The sequence below is a fragment of the Rudaea sp. genome, assembly GCF_057139185.1.
Genome location: NZ_DBNHDN010000044.1, coordinates 140,991 through 157,071, shown reverse-complemented (window position 1 = coordinate 157,071; position 16,081 = coordinate 140,991). Strand labels below are relative to the sequence as shown.

Genomic DNA, 16,081 nt, shown 5'->3' with positions numbered 1-16,081 from the left:
TGTTTGGTGAAAATTCCATGTCGCAATTCAAGATTTCCGGGCTGTGCGTCGCCAGCCACTCGCCGTTTCACCCCGATGGCTCGCTCGCGCCCGAAGTCGTCGCCCGGCAGGCACGCTTCTACGCCAAGAACGGCATCCGATATGTGTTCATGACCGGCTCGACCGGCGAGGCACACTCGCTCAGCCTGTCCGAAAAACTAGCGATCTACGACGCGTGGGCCGCGGCAAAAAAGGAAACCGGCCTCACCGTGATCGCGCATGTGGGCGACAACTGCATCGAGGATGCGAAAGTCCTTGCCGCGCATGCGCAGCAGCTCGGTCTGGATGCGATCAGCGCCGTGGCTCCGTCCTATTTCAAGCTGACCAGTCTCGATGTGCTGGTCGATGTCTGCGCCGCGATCGCGGGCGCGGCGCCGGCGCTGCCGTTCTACTACTACGACATTCCGCCGCTGACGGGCATCAACCTGGCGAACGAAAAATTCCTGGTCGAGGCACCCGCGCGCATTCCCAATCTCGTCGGCATCAAATTCACCAATCCCGATCTGGTCGCATATCGGCGTAGCCTCGACGTTGCGGGCGACAAATTCGATCTGCCCTGGGGCGTCGACGAGATGTTGCTCGCCGGCCTCGCCACCGGTGCGCACGGTGGCGTGGGCTCGACCTACAACTGGGCGCCGAAGCTGTACACCGATCTGATTGCCGCGTTCACCCGCGGCGACCTCGCCGAGGCGCGCCGGCTGCAATCGACCTCGATCGCGATGATCGACGCGATCGCCGCCAGCGGCTTCCTCGGCACGGCAAAGGGCCTGATGGCTCATCTCGGCGTGCCGGTCGGACCGGCACGCCTGCCGCTGCCGAACCCGACGCCGGCGCAGTTCGATGCGCTGCTCGGCAAACTCGATGCGCTCGGCTTCGCGCAATGGGGCGCCAAAGCGCTTTGAACGACCGCACCGTCGCACGCGGCGCTCGTGTACGCTTGCGCTGCGCACGCATCGGCGCAGCCCCGCTCGGCACGTGCGCGGCCACGCCGCGCGTGGCGCCGGCGATCCACGACGACGCGCCGTTGCCTTGACGGATTTCATCACACGCAAGCGAACCCATCACGCCATGACGGACACTCTCGCCGCCTTCTATCACGACCAGCTGTTTCGTGATTGCCTGCCGTTCTGGTTTCCGCGTGCGCTCGATACCGAACACGGCGGCTTCCTGCATTGCTTCGATCGCGACGGCAGTCTGGTCGACGACGACAAGTCGGTATGGGCGCAGGGGCGCATGGCCTGGATGCTGTTGACCTTGTATCTGGACCACGAGCGCAACGACGACTGGCTGCGCTGGGCAGAGTCGGGCCTGCAATTCCTCGAAACGAAATGCATCGACCCGGCCGACGGGCGCATGTACTTCCACGTCGCCCGCGACGGCACGCCGCTGCGCAAGCGCCGCTACGCCTACAGCGAGTGCTTCGCTGCGCTCGCCTTCGCAACCCACGCCGCCGCGACCGGTTCGGCCGACTCGGCGGCGAAAGCGCGGCATTGGTTCGAACACTTCGTCGACTGGAATTTCACCCCGGGCCGCATGCCGCCCAAGACCACCGGCGCGCGGCCGCTCGAGTCGATCGGACCGCGCATGTTCACGCTGCTCATCGCGCAGGAACTGCGCCGCCGCCTGGGTGAAGATGCGTTGTATACGCGCTGGATCGACCGCAGTCTCGAGGACATCGCGCGACGGTTCGTCAAGCCGCAGCTCAGGGTCGTGATGGAACTGGTCGCGCCCGACGGCGGCATCTGCGACCATTTCGACGGGCGCACGCTCAATCCGGGGCACGCGATCGAAGGCGCCTGGTTCGTGCTTGCCGAAGCACAGCACCGCGGCGATGCGGCGCTCGCCAAGCTAGGCTGCGACATGCTCGACTGGATGTGGGCGCGCGGCTGGGACGAGAAGCACGGCGGCCTGTTCTATTTCCGCGACGTGCACGACAAGCCGGTGCAGGAATACTGGGCCGAGATGAAATTCTGGTGGCCGCACGACGAGGCGTTGATCGCGACGCTGCATGCTTACGCGATTACGCGCGAACCGCGCTATCTCCAATGGCACGAGCAGTTGCGGGAGTGGAGCTTCCGCCGCTTCGCCGACCCGCGCCACGGGGAGTGGTACGGCTACCTGCATCGCGACGGCACGCCAGCGAACACCCTCAAGGGTTCGTTGTGGAAATCGTTCTTCCATCACCCGCGAGCGCTGTGGCTTTGCCACGTGCATGCGCGCGATGCGAACGTGTAGGCGTCGCGATGCTCCGATGCGAAGTCGTCGGGAAGATCGTGGCGCGCATGACATTGTCGGCAGGCGTCCTGTTGGCGGCCTGCGCCGCGCCGCCCCGCGGCGAGCCGGCTTTGCGCGCGACGCAAACGAATGCGGCCGGGCAGCCTGGCGCGGACGTTGTGCGCGTCGATGTGGCCGAAAACGGCATCGGCGGCTGGCCCGTCTACCGCATCCCCGCACTCGCCGTCAGCAACCGGGGCACGCTGCTCGCCGCCTACGACGGGCGCCCCAGCCTCGCCGATCTGCCGGCGCACATCGCCGTGCTGCTTCGACGCAGCATCGACGGCGGCCGCACGTGGCAAGCCCGGCAGGTAGTGCGCGACGGTCCGGCTCCCCAGGGCTTCGGCGCCCCGAGCCTGCTGGTCGATCGCGACACCGGCCGCATCTTCCTGTTCTACAGCGCAGCCGTGAACAACGGCATCCGCAAGAGCGCGCGCGGCAACGATCCAACCAATCCGAATCTCGCTCAGGCCGATGTGAGCTGGTCCGACGACGACGGCCTGACCTGGCAATCGCGCCGGCTCACGGCGGAGATTCGCGATCCGTCCTGGTGGGGCGGTTTCTTTTCCTCGGGGCAGGGCATCCAGCTCACCCAGGGGCCGCACAAGGGACGTCTGCTCCAGCAATACGCCGTGCAGGTCGGCGATGAGGATCACGCCCGGCAGCAGTTGCGCGCCGTCAGCATCTACAGCGACGATCACGGCGAGACCTGGCATGCGGGCCAGCCGGTCGGTCCCGGCATGGACGAGAACAAGGTCGTCGAACTCGCCGACGGCACGCTGCTGCTGAACTCGCGACCGAAAGGCGCGGGCAAGGCGCGCCTCGTCGCGCATTCGCACGACGGCGGCATCCACTACGACGCGCCCGCGCCGGATCGCCAATTGCCCGATCCCGGAAACAACGCATCGATCATCCGCGTCGCCCCCCGCGCCGACGATGCGCGTGCGCACTGGCTGTTGTTCAGCAATACCGCGTCGATTCACCAACGCCGCAATCTGACCCTGCGCCTGTCCTGCGACGACGGCCGGACCTGGCCCAGATCGCGCGTGCTGGACGCGGGTAGTGCCGCGTATTCGACGCTGGCGATGTTGCCGGGCGGCGATATCGGCCTGCTCTACGAACGCGACGATTACCGCTATCTGACGTTTGCGCGCATCGACAAGCAATGGCTGGCTGCCGGTTGCGCCGAGGTATCACCGACGCGGTCGCGATGACGCGCAGGACTTGCGTGCGGCCAGTGGCGCGCGCGCCGATGCGGGCTACCCCGTGCGCATGATGATCGTGCGGCGGCTCGGATCGAGGGCCGGGATCGACCCTCGGCCGCAACCCCGGTTCGACCAGTTCCACCGTCGGACCGACGCGGGGGTTTGATGAGCCGGTTCACGCGGTAGTTCATCGGCGCCGGTTTCTGGGCGAGAATAGCGCCGTGGTGTTTCCCGCAGCGTTTTCCGTCCGCCACGGCGAAGAAACAGCAGGTACCGGCGCGGTTATCGGGAGCGGGATTCGCGAAAATGCGCCTCATCGGACAACAGGTTGGTGGCGACGTGATATTGATGATCGACAACTACGACAGCTTCACCTACAACCTCGTCCAGTATCTGGGCGAGCTCGGCGAGGATGTGCGCGTGGTGCGCAACGACGAGTTGAGCGTGGCCGAGATCAAGAAGCTGGCGCCGGAGAAGATCGTGATCTCTCCCGGTCCGTGCACGCCGAACGAGGCGGGCGTATCGCTGGCGGTGATCGAGAGGCTCGGCGGTCAGGTGCCGATCCTCGGCGTCTGCCTCGGGCATCAGGCGATCGGCCAGGCATTCGGCGGCAAGGTGGTGCGGGCGCGCACGATCATGCATGGCAAGACTTCGCCGATTTACCACGGCAACCTCGGCGTGTTCGCCGGCCTGCCGAATCCGTTCGAGGCGACGCGGTATCATTCTCTCATTGTGGAAAAAGATACTTTGCCGACCTGCCTCGAAATCACTGCGTGGACGCAAGCTGCCGACGGCGGTGTCGACGAGATCATGGGCTTGCGCCACCGGGCGCTGCCGATCGAGGGCGTGCAGTTCCACCCCGAATCGATCATGACCCAGCACGGCCACGATCAACTGCGCAACTTCCTGCGCGCGCCGAAGCTGGCGGCGTAGCGATGTCGATCACTCCGCAACAGGCGCTGCAGCGCACGATCGAACATCGCGAGATCTTCCATGACGAGATGATCGACCTGATGGGCCAGATCATGCGTGGCGAGGTGTCGCCGACGATGACGGCCGCGATCCTCGCCGGCCTGCGCGTGAAGAAGGAGACTGTCGGCGAGATCGCCGCGGCGGCGCGCGTGATGCGCGAGATGGCGGCGACGGTGCCGCTGGCCGGCGGCACCCGGCACCTCGTCGATATCGTCGGCACCGGCGGTGACGGTTCGAACACGTTCAACATCTCGACCGCCTCGATGTTCGTCGCTGCCGCGGCCGGCGCGCGCGTGGCCAAGCACGGCAATCGCAGCGCCTCGTCGAAGTCGGGCAGCGCCGACGTGCTCGAGGCGTTCGGTGCGGCGATCGATTTGTCTCCTGCGCAGGTCGCGGAATGTCTGGAGCAAACCGGCATCGGCTTCATGTACGCGCCGAACCATCATCCGGCGATGAAGAACGTCGGCGCGGTGCGCAAGGAGATGGGCGTGCGCACGCTGTTCAACATCTTGGGGCCGCTGACCAATCCGGCCGGGGCCTCGCACGTCCTCATGGGCGTGTTCCACCCCGACCTCGTCGGCATCCAGGTGCGCGTGCTGCAGCGGCTCGGCGCCGGCAATGCGCTCGTCGTCTGGGGTCGCGACGGCATGGACGAGATCTCGCTCGCGGGTCCGACCCTGGTCGGCGAGTTGCGCGACGGGACGGTCAACGAATACGAAATCGAGCCTGCGCAGTTCGGCTTTGCCGCGGTCGACAGCGCCGTGTTGCGCGTGGACAATCCCGGCCAGTCGACGGCGCGCGTGCTCGAAGCGTTGGAGAACCGCGCGGGCGCAGCGCGCGACATCGTCGCACTGAACGCGGGCGCGGCGCTGTATGCATCCGGTGCGAGCGATTCTATCGCGAGCGGCATCGATGCGGCCAAGGCCGCGCTGGCAAGCGGCGCCGCACTCGCCAGGCTCGATCAGTTCGTCGCCACGACGCGGCGCCTGAAGGAGGCGCAGACATGAGCGGATCGGGATTCGCGCGCCTGCCGCAACCGCCGTACTACGCGGTGATCTTTTCCTCGCGACGCAACGGCCGGGGCGAGGCGGACTATGCCGCCGCGGCCGATGCGATGTTCGAACTCGTACAGCGGCAGCCGGGTTTTCTCGGCGCCGAATCGACCCGCGGTGCCGACGGTTTCGGCATCACCGTCGCCTATTTCGACAGCGAGGAGAATATCCGTGCCTGGCGCAACCACGCCGCGCATGCGGCGACGCGCGAACGCGGCAAGCGCGAGTGGTACGAACATTTCGAAGTGCGCGCGGCCAAGGTCGAGCGCGCCTATGGCGGACCATAGGGCCGGCACGTCATTCCCGCCTTCGCGGGAATGATGGTCGTGCAGTTTTTTCCCGAACTCCTGATCCCGAATTCCGAATTCCGGCTCCATGTCCGATATCCTGAAGAAAATCCTTGCGCGCAAGGCTGAAGAAATCCGCGAGCGCAGTGCGCGCGTGGCGTTGCGCGAACTGTCGGCGCGTGTCGCCGATGCGCCAGCCGTGCGCGGCTTCGTCGGGGCGCTCGAGACGAAGATCGCGACCGGGCAGGCCGGCGTGATCGCCGAAGTGAAAAAGGCGAGTCCGTCCAAGGGCGTCATGCGCGCGGACTTCCGCCCGGCCGAGATCGCGTGCAGCTACGAGGCCGGTGGTGCCGCCTGTCTGTCGGTGCTGACCGACGTCGATTTCTTCCAGGGCGCCGATGCGTATCTGCAGGAAGCACGCGGTGCGTGCTCGTTGCCGGTGCTGCGCAAGGACTTCACGATCGATGCGTACCAGGTCTACGAGGCGCGCGCGCTCGGTGCGGACTGCATCCTGTTGATCGTCGCGGCGCTGGGCGATGCCGCGTTGCTCGAGTTTGCCGTACTTGCCGAAGAACTCGGCATGGACGTACTCGTGGAAGTCCACGACGGCGAAGAGCTCGAGCGTGCGCTGGCGACCTCCGCGCGCATGATCGGTATCAACAACCGCAATCTGCGCACGTTCGAAACCTCGCTCGAAACCACGCTGGCGTTGCGCGCCAGGGTGCCCGCCGATCGACTGCTCGTCACCGAAAGCGGCATCGTCACGCGCGACGACGTGGCAAGGATGCGCGCGGCAGACGTGAATGCGTTCCTCGTCGGCGAAACCTTCATGCGCGCCGACGATCCGGGGCAGGCGTTGCGGCGCGTGTTCGCAACCGCGTGATCGGCTCGACGTCCACCGTGATTGCGCCCGTGGTGCTGTTCGATTTCGACGGCGTATTGTTCAAGGGCGACGCATTCGCCGCGTTTTTGCGCGCGCATTTCCGGCGTCAATGGTGGCGTGTCGTGTTCGCGTCGCCGCTGTTGTTGCTTGTCTCGCCGACGCTGTTGATACGGCGCACGCGACGCCCGATGCTGCGGTTTCTCGTGCATCTGGCCTTGTTCGGAATTTCGTTGCCGCGCTACCGCAGCCTCGCAGAGGACTTCGGCTTTGCGCTTGCGCGCGACGCGCGGCGGTTCTCGCGGCCCGCGCTCGAGGCACTCGGCGTGCATCGCCATCAGGGCGCACGCGTCATCGTCGTCACCGGGTGCGAGCAGACCCTGGCGCGGGCGATGCTCGACGGACTCGGCCTCGCCGACGTCGAACTCGTTGCCTCGCAGCTGGAAGCCGGCCGTGCCGGCGCGCGCGTCAAGGTGCACAACGTCGGCTTTCAGAAGGCGCATCAGCTGCGCCTGCGCGGCGTGCGCGCGCCCTGGGATGTCGCCTACGGTGATTCGTTTGCCGATCTCGACATGCTCGCCGGCGCGCGCTCGGCCGTGCTCGTCAATCCGGATCGCGCCTTGCTCGCGAAGCTGTCGCCGCGCCTGCGCCAGCGCCTGGCCATCGTCGAGTGGTGAGACGCGCGTCGCGTCGATGGTAGCGGCGGGCCGGCTCGCGTGCGCCCACCACTCGCCCGCGCGCGCTCAGCGCGAGTCGAACACCACCATGTTCTTGCCCGACACCGAGATCATGCCCTGGCCTTCGAGCTGCTTGAGCACGCGCCCGACCATCTCGCGCGAGCAGCCGACGATGCGGCTGATCTCCTGGCGCGAGATGCGGATCTGCATGCCTTTCGGGTGCGACAGGGCATCCGGTTCGCTGGTCAGGTCGATCAGGGTCTTGGCGACGCGGTTGGTGACGTCCATGAAGGCGAGGCGGCTGACTTTGCGCGAGGTGTTGAGCACCCGGTTGGTGAGCTGGGTGCCGATCGCGAACAGGAGCTTCGGCAGGTCCTCGCGCAGCGGGCCCTCGGCGAGCTGGAACAGGCGCTCGTAGCTGATCTCGGCGAGATCGCACGGCGTACGCGTGCGCACGGTGACTTCGCGCTGCGGCGTCTCCACGAACAGGCCCATCTCGCCGATGAACTCGCCTGCGTTGATGTAGGCGAGGATCAACTCGCGGCCTTCCTCGTCCTCCGAGGAAACGGTTACAGAACCGTCGATGATGAAATACAGGATGTTCGCCGAATCACCCGGCCGGATGATCACTGTCTTGCGCGGGTAATGGCGCAAATGGCAGTCTTCCAGGAAGCGGTTCAGGGCCGCCTGATCGAGGACCAGGGCCGCTGGTGTTTGCACGCGCGCTACGGCTTTCTGCAGGGTGTAACGCAAAGGCTGGGGCACACTCGACCTCGTGTTTGTATGGACATGTATCGTCGATCATCCCTCGAATCGCACGGCGCTCATCAGGGCTCCCGGATCGACGCTCCCGCATCTTAGACGAAAAAAAGCGGTGAAGCGTATCGTCCTGGAAAAATTTGCGGACGAAGATGCAAGGTGTCGTGTAGTTCACGGAATTGCCGCGCGGCATGTCCGGCTCTAAGGGCCCCGTCTGCGTCCGTAGTTCCTTCCCGGTCGATCCGGTCCATGCCGCTCCCACGGTTTCGTCGGCAGCCAACCTGGCCCGTGTCGCTCCCGCGGTTTCGTCGGCAGCCAAACTGGCCCATGTCGTCTCCGCGGTTTCGTCGGCAGCCAAACTGGCCCATGTCGTCTCCACGGTTTCGTCTGTAGCCAACTTGGCCCATGTCGTCTCCACGGTTTCGTCGGCAGCCAAACTGGCCCATGTTGTCTCCACGGTTTCGTCTGTAGCCAACTTGGCCCATAATTCGCCCCCTTCTCCGCGTTTGCGGCACGTTTTGCGAGGACTACAACCATGGTCAAGCCGATCCCGCGTCTGAAGCTGCAGGGCTTCAACAACCTGACCAAGGCGCTCAGCTTCAACATCTATGACATCTGCTACGCGGTAACGCCCGAGCAGCGCGATCGCTACATCGAGTACATCGACGAGGCGTACGACTCCGATCGCCTGACCAAGATCCTCACCGATGTGGCCGACATCATCGGCGCGAACATCCTCAACATCGCGCGCCAGGACTACGACCCCCAAGGCGCCTCGGTGACGATCCTGATCTCCGAGGAGCCGGTGATCGACAAGCGCGATGCTGGTCGCGACATCATCTCCGATGCGGTCGTCGCGCATCTGGACAAGAGTCACATCACCGTGCACACCTACCCTGAGACGCATCCGCACAACGGCATCGCCACCTTCCGCGCGGATATCGACGTGGCGACCTGCGGCGTCATTTCGCCGCTCAAGGCACTGAACTACCTGATCGACAGTTTCGAGTCGGACATCGTCACGATGGACTACCGCGTGCGTGGCTTCACCCGCGACGTGCGCGGCAAGAAGCACTTCATCGACCATCGCATCAACTCGATCCAGGAATATCTGGCAAAGCACATCCGCACCAAGTACGAGATGTTCGACGTCAACGTGTATCAGGAAAACATCTTCCACACGAAGATGCACGTGAAGGAGTTCGATCTCGAGACCTACCTGTTCGAGGCGCACGCCAAGGACCTGTCGTTCAAGGAACGCCTGCGCATCGAGTCGCTGCTCAAGCGCGAAATCGAAGAGTTGTTCCACGGGCGCAATCTCTCGTAACCCGAACCTGCTCCCTCTCCCTCGACGGTTTTGTCGTCGGGGGAGAGGGCTGGGGTGAGGGGGCGCTTCTGATCTGGCTTTGGATTCTTTTGTAGCCGCGCCCTTTCGCCTTTCCGCGCGCGTCCAGCGCGCGGGTCACTTCTCTTTGTTTGCCCACAGAAAAGTAACCAAAAGAAATGCATCCCGGATGCCGCGCCCTCCGCGCTGCGCGCTCCGGGTACGCGAGGTCATGCCGTGGTTCGCTCGATGGACATCCCTGCCATTCGCGAAACCCCGCGCATCGTGCGCGCGACCTTCAGGCGTTTCCGTCATGCCCTCGCCGAGGCAAACGGGGACCCGAAGATCAAAAACCAAAGCCGGGGAATTGCCCGGTGCCTGCGGTTACCTTTGGCCCATGCGTCGTCCGTGTGGGCTGAATAAACTTGCCGGTCGCATTTTTCCGGAGGTTCGTCCATGAAACGCACTCTCATCTGGCTGGCCTGCGCCGGCTTCGTCGCCGCCTGCTCGCAACCGACGCCGCCACCGGTCGAGAAGGCGCCCGCGCCGGCTGCGGCCACACCGGCACCTCCGCCGCTGACTTCGGGCGTGGACAAGGAGAACATGGACACGGCCGTGCGTCCGCAGGACGACTTCTACCGTTACGTCAACGGGCACTGGCTCGATACGTTCCAGATTCCCGACGACAAGCCGATGAGCGGCGCCTTCGTCAAGCTCGACGACGAGGCCAAGGCGAACATTCGCGCGATCATCGAGGGCGTGGCGGCGAAGCCTGATCCTGCGAACAAGGAGAGGCAGAAGATCGCCGACCTCTACGCCAGCTTCATGGACGAGGCCGCGCTCGAGAGCGCCGGCCTGAAGCCGCTCGACGCCGAATTCGCACGCATCGACGCGATCAAGGACAAGAAGGAGATCCCCGCGCTCTTTGCGCACTTCCTCATGATCGGCGTCACCGCGCCGTACGGCGGCTTCGTGCACCAGGACAACAAGGATTCGACCAGGTACGTCGTCGACCTGCAGCAGGACGGCCTCGGCTTGCCCGACCGCGACTACTATCTGGAGAACGACGCCAAGCTCAAGCAGATCCGCGAGGCCTACGCGAAGTTCATCGAGAAGATGCTTGCGTTGTCCGGCGACCAGGCCGCCGCGGCCAATGCGAAGGCGATCCTCGCGTTCGAGACGGAGCTTGCGCGCGCGCAGTGGACCAAGGTGCAGCTGCGCGATCCGATCAAGGGCTACAACAAGGAGTCGTTTGGCGATCTGGCCAAGCTCGCGCCGGGCTACGACTGGAAAAGCTTCCTCGTCGCCGCCGGCATCGAGGGCAAGACCGACTACGTCATCGTCGGCCAGCCAAGCTACCTGACCGGCATGGACAAGATCCTCGCGAAGACGCCGCTGGCGACGCTCCGGTCGTATTTCCGCTGGCAGCTGTTGCGCAGCTACGCCAAGTATCTCAACAAGGATTGCGTCGACACGCGCTTCGCTTTCTATGGCACCGAACTGCGCGGCGTGCCGGCCGACCAGCCGCGCTGGAAGCGTGGCGTCAGCCTCACCGAAACCATCATCGGTGAAGCGGTCGGCAAGCTCTACGTGGCCAATTACTTCCCGCCCGAGTCCAAGGCGCGCATGGACCAGCTCGTGAAGAACCTGCTCGCCGCCTACCAGCAGAGCATCGACACGCTGGACTGGATGAGCCCGGAAACGAAGCAGGCCGCGCAGGAGAAACTCGCCAAGTTCATGCCGAAGATCGGCTATCCGGACAAGTGGCGCGACTACTCGGCGCTGGAAATCAAGAAGGACGATCTCGTCGGCAACGTCATGCGCGGCAATGCGTTCGAATACCGGCGCAACATCGACAAGCTCGGCAAGCCGGTCGACCGTACCGAGTGGGGCATGACGCCGCAGACGGTCAACGCCTACTACAATCCGGAACTCAACGAGATCGTGTTTCCGGCCGCGATCCTGCAGCCGCCGTTCTTCGACGCGAAGGCCGACGATGCGATCAACTACGGTGGCATCGGCGCGGTGATCGGTCATGAAATCTCGCACGGATTCGACGACCAGGGCTCGCAATACGACGGTGACGGCAACCTGCGCGACTGGTGGACGGTGGCCGACCACGAGAAGTTCGCGGCCAAGACCAAGGCGCTCGTCGCCGAGTACGCCGCGTTCGAGCCGGTTCCGGGCTTTCACTTGAACGGCGAACTGACGCTTGGCGAGAACATCGCCGACAATTCGGGCCTCGCGATCGCCTACAAGGCGTATCAGATTTCACTTGCCGGCAAACCCGCGCCGACCCTCGACGGCTTCAGCGGCGACCAGCGCGTCTACATCGGCTGGGCCAAGGTGTGGCAGGCCAAACTGCGCGACAAGTTCGCGATCGAGCTGATCAAGTCCGATCCGCACTCGCTGCCGGTCGACCGCGTGCTCGGCACGCTGGCCAATCAGGCGCCATTCTATGCGGCGTTCGATGTCAAGGAAGGCGACAAGATGTACGTTGCGCCGGAAAAGCGCGTGACGATCTGGTAGGCGAGTCTTCGATCCTGCGCCGCCGCCGCACCCCTGCCTCGCATGAAGCGCAGGGCAGGGGTGCTGTCCGCCAAGCCTAAGCCGCCGGCTTCGTCGCGAGCCGTGCCGCCGCATTGAGCACGGCGAGGATCGCCGCGGTATCGCGATCGGCGTGGCGGCCGACGCCGAAGCGCGCGCCGGGCACATCCGCGTGCGCGGCCTCGACGATGACGACCGCGTCGCCATTCGTGGCGCCGAGCTGCTCGTGGCTGTCGATGCGCAGTGACACCGGCAACGCCTGCGCCGTCGCGTCGAGCAGGCTTGCGCCCTGGCCGCACAGCGTGTGCGGCTGGCCATCGACAGCGACGTCGAGATCGATCGCATGGCCGTCGCCGGTCGCGCGCGTGCTGTGCGAGCGGTAGACGAATCCGTTCGTGTCGTTCGCGCAGCTCAGATAGGTGTGCTCGAACAGTTTCCACAGCTCCTGACTGGTGATCTCCGCCTCGCTCGCATCGGTGTGTCGCTGCACCACCGAAGAAAACTCGATCTGCATGCGCCGCGGCAGGACGATGCCGTGCTCGCGTTCGAGCAGATAGGCAATGCCACCCTTGCCCGACTGGCTGTTCACGCGCACGATGCTCTCGTAGCTGCGGCCGACGTCGGCCGGGTCGATCGGCAGGTACGGCATCTCCCAGAAATCGCCTTCGCGGCGCGCGCCGAAGCCCTTCCTGATCGCGTCCTGGTGCGAGCCGGAGAACGAGGTGAAGACCAGGTCGCCGACGTAGGGGTGGCGCGGGTGGATCGGCAGCTGCGTGCATTCCTCGGCGATGCGCGCGGTCGCGTTGATGTCGGAAAAGTCGAGGCCGGGATGGATGCCTTCGGTGTACAGGTTCAACGCCAGCGTGACGAGGTCGACGTTACCGCTGCGTTCGCCGTTGCCGAACAGGCAGCCCTCGACGCGCTGCGCGCCGGCCAGCATGGCCAGTTCCGCGCAGGCGACGCCGGTGCCGCGGTCGTTGTGCGAATGCACCGAGAGCACCACATGCTCGCGCCGCTCCAGATGGCGGTGCATCCACTCAACCTGGTCGGCAAACACATTCGGTGTCGCCACTTCGACCGTGGTCGGCAGGTTGTGGATGATCGGCCGGCCGGGGCCGGCGTCCCACGCGCGCGTCGCCGCATTGCACGCGGCGAGCGAGACCTCGAGCTCGGTCATCGAGAACGTTTCCGGCGAATACTGCAGGCGCCAGTCGGTGCCGGGCCGCGCCTCGGCGAGGCGCTTGATCAGCGTGACCTGCGTATCAACGAGCTTGAGCATCTCCTCGACGCTCATATGGAACACGACGCGGCGCCACAAGGGCGCGGTCGCGTTGTAGACGTGGACGATGGCGCGCCTGGCGCCACGCACCGATTCGATCGTGCGTTCGATCAGCTCCGGCCGTGCCTGGGTCAGCACCATCGGCGTGACGTCGTCCGGGATCAGATCGTTTTCGATCAGGTGACGGATCACGTCGTAGTCGATCTGCGATGCAGCCGGGAAGCCGAGTTCGATTTCCTTGAAGCCGACGCGCACGAGCTCGTCGAACAGGCGCAGCTTCTTCGCCTTGTTCATCGGGTCGAACAGCGCCTGGTTGCCATCGCGCAGGTCGGTCGACAGCCAGATCGGCGCGGCGCCGAGGCGGCGCGACGGCCACTGCCGGTCGGGCAGGTCGACCGTGGGGAAGGGGCGGTACTTGGTTTGGGGATTGGGGATCATGATTCGGCCAGGATGTTGCGGGGAGAAAAATTCGGCGGCGCGCTTCTCTCCTGCCGACCTTCTGCGAAGGTCTGGTCGATGGCCGGGATCAGGGAGAGTTCAAAGCGCGCGCAGCGGATCCCGGCCGAGGGTAAGGTCCAGTCCGAGAAGCAGCGATGGGGGCAGCGTGCGCATGTTTCGATTCTAGCAGACCGGCCTCGGGGCATGGCAAGTGCGGCGGTTTGGACGTCTAGACGGCAGAATCTATCGGACTGCAACAGCCGTCAGCGCGCTCAGTTTTTCCTCGCGCACCGCCTTGTTCATGTGCGCCAGCTCACGCACGCGTGCGTAGAATGCGGGCCAGTCGCGCTTCGACTGCGCGAACAATGCCGCAAAGGCCGGCGTCCAGCCGTCATAGAGGCCGAACGGCAGCAGGCTGGCGTTGTTGAGCGGTTTGGCGACGAAAGCGTCGTAGCGATGGTCGTCCGGCCAGTACGCATCGCGCCATGCCGCGTAGCGCTTGCGGAATTCGGCGATCTCGTCCTGCTTGGCGGTTTCCATCGCGGCAGTGTCGATCCCGCTCGCATAGAGCGCGCGCAAACGCTTGCGCAGATCGAGCACGAGGCGGGTGAAGTCATCGTTGGTCTCGCGCTGCGGTTCTCCAGGCGCGGCGTCGCCGCGCGCCGCATGCCATTCGCGCAGGCCCTCGTCCTGGACGAAGCTCGCGAACGATTCGTTGAACGCGCTGTCGCCCTTCACGTAGAGCTGCTGGTGCGCGAGTTCGTGGAAGATCGTTCCGATCAGCTCGTCATCGTCCCCGCGCAGCATCGTCGAGGTGATCGGATCGGCGAACCAGCCGAGCGTCGAATACGCGGTCACGCCGCCGATGTAGACGTCGTCGCCGCGCGCCTCGAGCGCGTCCGCATCCGCCTTCGCCAGCGCTTCGTCGAACCAGCCGCGATACGGCACGCAGCCGGCGATCGGAAAGCAATGCAGGACAGCCTCGACCGAATAGCGCGGTGCGGCGAACACGTTCCAGACGACGTAGGGCCGCTTGAGATCGACGTAGCTCGTGTAACTGCGATTGTCGGGCAGATGCAGATGGGTCGAAGCAAAACGGCGCGCTTCCAGTGCGACGCGCAGGCGCTTGGCGAGCCTGGCATCCGTTGCGGGATCGGCGACCACTTTCGCGATCGGTTCGCGCGCGGTCACGAGCTGTGCCTGACCGTACGTAACGTGGGCTACGTAGCGCAGGGTCGAGCAGGCGTTGGCGAGCAGGCTGAGCATCGCGATGCAGGCGATCCGGAGGCGGGTTCGGACTCTCGGCGACACGGCGGGCATGGCGTCATTGTGCCGAATCGCTATGATGACGGCATTCTCCGCCGGGAAGTTTCCGATGCCGCCGGTTTCCGATACCGCCTATCCGCGCGACCTGACCGGTTACGGCCGCAGCCCGCCACACCCGCGCTGGCCGGGAGGCGCGCGCGTCGCGCTGCAATTCGTGCTCAACGACGAGGAGGGCGCGGAGAATTGCGTGCTGCACGGCGATCCGGCCTCGGAAACGTTCCTGTCCGAAATCATCGGTGCGCAAGCCTTCCCGGCACGGCACATGAGCATGGAGTCGCTCTATGAATACGGCGCACGTGCGGGCGTGTGGCGCGTGCTGCGTGCGTTCGAGGCGCGCAAGCTGCCGTTGACGATCTTCGCCGTCGCCATGGCCTTGCGGCGCAAGCCGGAATTGCTTGCCGCCTACCGGGAACTCGGCCACGAGATTGCTTGTCATGGAATGCGCTGGATCAGTTACCAGTCCATCGACGAGGCGACCGAGCGGGCACACATCGCGCAAGCGACGGCCCTGCTCGGCGAACTCGTCGGCCAGCATCCTGCGGGCTGGTACACCGGGCGCGACAGTCCGAACACGCGCCGCCTCGTCGTCGAGCAGGGCGGCTATCTGTACGACGCGGATTCCTACGCCGACGACCTGCCGTACTGGGCCCGGGTCGACATCGTCCGCGATGGCGTGGCGCAAAGCGTGCCGCAGCTGATCGTGCCGTACACGCTGGACACGAACGACATGCGCTTCGCCGCGACGCAGGGCTTCAACTCGGGCACGCAGTTCTTCGACTATCTGAAAGACGCGTTCGACGTGCTCTGGCGCGAAGGTGATCCCGGCGGCCTCGACGCGCCGAAGATGCTGTCGATCGGCCTGCACGCGCGAATCGTCGGCAGGCCTGCGCGCGTCGCCGCGCTCGAGCGCTTCCTCGACCATGTGCTCGCGCACGAAAAGGTCTGGATCTGCCGTCGCGTCGACATTGCGCGGCATTGGATCGCCACGCATCCGTTCGCTGGATAGGAGCGATCCGGATGCT

Annotated in this window: 14 protein-coding genes; 11 read left to right on the top strand and 3 right to left on the bottom strand. The window is 65.3% G+C overall.

All coding sequences use genetic code 11. From position 1 onward, the window contains the following. Window positions 1-17: 17 nt before the first annotated feature. The 8 genes from AC16HO_RS15135 to AC16HO_RS15100 all read left to right on the top strand — a co-directional run bounded on the left by AC16HO_RS15135 (window position 18) and on the right by AC16HO_RS15100 (window position 7,386). Window positions 18-941, top strand: a complete 924-nt coding sequence (locus AC16HO_RS15135; RefSeq protein ID WP_395641398.1) for a dihydrodipicolinate synthase family protein — start codon at window positions 18-20, stop codon at window positions 939-941. A gap of 166 nt (window positions 942-1,107) precedes the next feature. Further along, window positions 1,108-2,274: an AGE family epimerase/isomerase gene (locus AC16HO_RS15130; protein WP_395641399.1), complete on the top strand. Its 1,167-nt coding sequence runs from the start codon at window positions 1,108-1,110 to the stop codon at window positions 2,272-2,274. 47 nt (window positions 2,275-2,321) lie between these two features. After that, entirely contained in the window at window positions 2,322-3,527 is a 1,206-nt protein-coding gene (locus tag AC16HO_RS15125) for a sialidase family protein (protein WP_395641400.1), read from the top strand. 330 nt (window positions 3,528-3,857) lie between these two features. Continuing rightward, complete coding sequence (locus tag AC16HO_RS15120; protein ID WP_484335574.1) at window positions 3,858-4,451, top strand: anthranilate synthase component II; 594 nt, start codon at window positions 3,858-3,860, stop codon at window positions 4,449-4,451. 2 nt (window positions 4,452-4,453) lie between these two features. After that, the gene (gene trpD / locus AC16HO_RS15115) at window positions 4,454-5,497 is read left to right on the top strand and encodes an anthranilate phosphoribosyltransferase (protein ID WP_395641461.1); all 1,044 of its coding nucleotides are present in this window, start codon (window positions 4,454-4,456) and stop codon (window positions 5,495-5,497) included. Next, on the top strand, window positions 5,494-5,829 hold the full coding sequence (locus tag AC16HO_RS15110) for an antibiotic biosynthesis monooxygenase family protein (protein WP_395641462.1): 336 nt from the start codon (window positions 5,494-5,496) through the stop codon (window positions 5,827-5,829). The genes trpD and AC16HO_RS15110 overlap by 4 nt, the downstream gene beginning before the upstream one ends. An 88-nt stretch (window positions 5,830-5,917) precedes the next feature. Further along, window positions 5,918-6,712, top strand: coding sequence for an indole-3-glycerol phosphate synthase TrpC (gene trpC, locus AC16HO_RS15105; protein WP_395641463.1), 795 nt, complete (start codon window positions 5,918-5,920; stop codon window positions 6,710-6,712). Continuing rightward, on the top strand, window positions 6,709-7,386 hold the full coding sequence (locus tag AC16HO_RS15100) for a haloacid dehalogenase-like hydrolase (RefSeq protein ID WP_395641464.1): 678 nt from the start codon (window positions 6,709-6,711) through the stop codon (window positions 7,384-7,386). The genes trpC and AC16HO_RS15100 overlap by 4 nt, the downstream gene beginning before the upstream one ends. 66 nt (window positions 7,387-7,452) lie before the next feature. Here AC16HO_RS15100 and crp read toward each other — a convergent pair whose 3' ends face one another. After that, the gene (gene crp / locus AC16HO_RS15095) at window positions 7,453-8,127 is read right to left on the bottom strand and encodes a cAMP-activated global transcriptional regulator CRP (protein WP_395641669.1); all 675 of its coding nucleotides are present in this window, start codon (window positions 8,125-8,127) and stop codon (window positions 7,453-7,455) included. Between the two features lie 553 nt (window positions 8,128-8,680). Between crp and speD the strand changes: the two genes are divergently transcribed. Both speD and AC16HO_RS15085 read left to right on the top strand, forming a co-directional pair. Beyond that, a complete protein-coding gene (gene speD / locus AC16HO_RS15090) occupies window positions 8,681-9,472 on the top strand; it encodes an adenosylmethionine decarboxylase (protein WP_395641465.1) in 792 nt (263 codons plus the stop codon). Between the two features lie 453 nt (window positions 9,473-9,925). After that, the gene (locus tag AC16HO_RS15085; RefSeq protein WP_395641466.1) at window positions 9,926-11,998 is read left to right on the top strand and encodes a M13 family metallopeptidase; all 2,073 of its coding nucleotides are present in this window, start codon (window positions 9,926-9,928) and stop codon (window positions 11,996-11,998) included. Between the two features lie 76 nt (window positions 11,999-12,074). Here the strand turns inward: AC16HO_RS15085 and AC16HO_RS15080 are convergent, their stop codons facing one another. Continuing rightward, on the bottom strand, window positions 12,075-13,733 hold the full coding sequence (locus tag AC16HO_RS15080) for a 2-isopropylmalate synthase (protein WP_395641467.1): 1,659 nt from the start codon (window positions 13,731-13,733) through the stop codon (window positions 12,075-12,077). 243 nt (window positions 13,734-13,976) lie between these two features. Continuing rightward, entirely contained in the window at window positions 13,977-15,053 is a 1,077-nt protein-coding gene (locus tag AC16HO_RS15075) for an aminopeptidase (protein WP_395641468.1), read from the bottom strand. 55 nt (window positions 15,054-15,108) lie between these two features. Between AC16HO_RS15075 and puuE the strand changes: the two genes are divergently transcribed. Beyond that, window positions 15,109-16,065: an allantoinase PuuE gene (gene puuE / locus AC16HO_RS15070; protein WP_395641670.1), complete on the top strand. Its 957-nt coding sequence runs from the start codon at window positions 15,109-15,111 to the stop codon at window positions 16,063-16,065. Window positions 16,066-16,081: the final 16 nt, after the last annotated feature.

Coding starts and splice junctions, on each gene's coding strand:
- AC16HO_RS15135 (WP_395641398.1), top strand. CDS start 18: ATGTCGCAATTCAAGATTTCCGGGCTGTGCGTCGCCAGCCACTCGCCG.
- AC16HO_RS15130 (WP_395641399.1), top strand. CDS start 1,108: ATGACGGACACTCTCGCCGCCTTCTATCACGACCAGCTGTTTCGTGAT.
- AC16HO_RS15125 (WP_395641400.1), top strand. CDS start 2,322: ATGACATTGTCGGCAGGCGTCCTGTTGGCGGCCTGCGCCGCGCCGCCC.
- trpD (WP_395641461.1), top strand. CDS start 4,454: ATGTCGATCACTCCGCAACAGGCGCTGCAGCGCACGATCGAACATCGC.
- AC16HO_RS15110 (WP_395641462.1), top strand. CDS start 5,494: ATGAGCGGATCGGGATTCGCGCGCCTGCCGCAACCGCCGTACTACGCG.
- trpC (WP_395641463.1), top strand. CDS start 5,918: ATGTCCGATATCCTGAAGAAAATCCTTGCGCGCAAGGCTGAAGAAATC.
- speD (WP_395641465.1), top strand. CDS start 8,681: ATGGTCAAGCCGATCCCGCGTCTGAAGCTGCAGGGCTTCAACAACCTG.
- AC16HO_RS15085 (WP_395641466.1), top strand. CDS start 9,926: ATGAAACGCACTCTCATCTGGCTGGCCTGCGCCGGCTTCGTCGCCGCC.
- AC16HO_RS15080 (WP_395641467.1), bottom strand. CDS start 13,733: ATGATCCCCAATCCCCAAACCAAGTACCGCCCCTTCCCCACGGTCGAC.
- AC16HO_RS15075 (WP_395641468.1), bottom strand. CDS start 15,053: ATGCCCGCCGTGTCGCCGAGAGTCCGAACCCGCCTCCGGATCGCCTGC.
- puuE (WP_395641670.1), top strand. CDS start 15,109: ATGCCGCCGGTTTCCGATACCGCCTATCCGCGCGACCTGACCGGTTAC.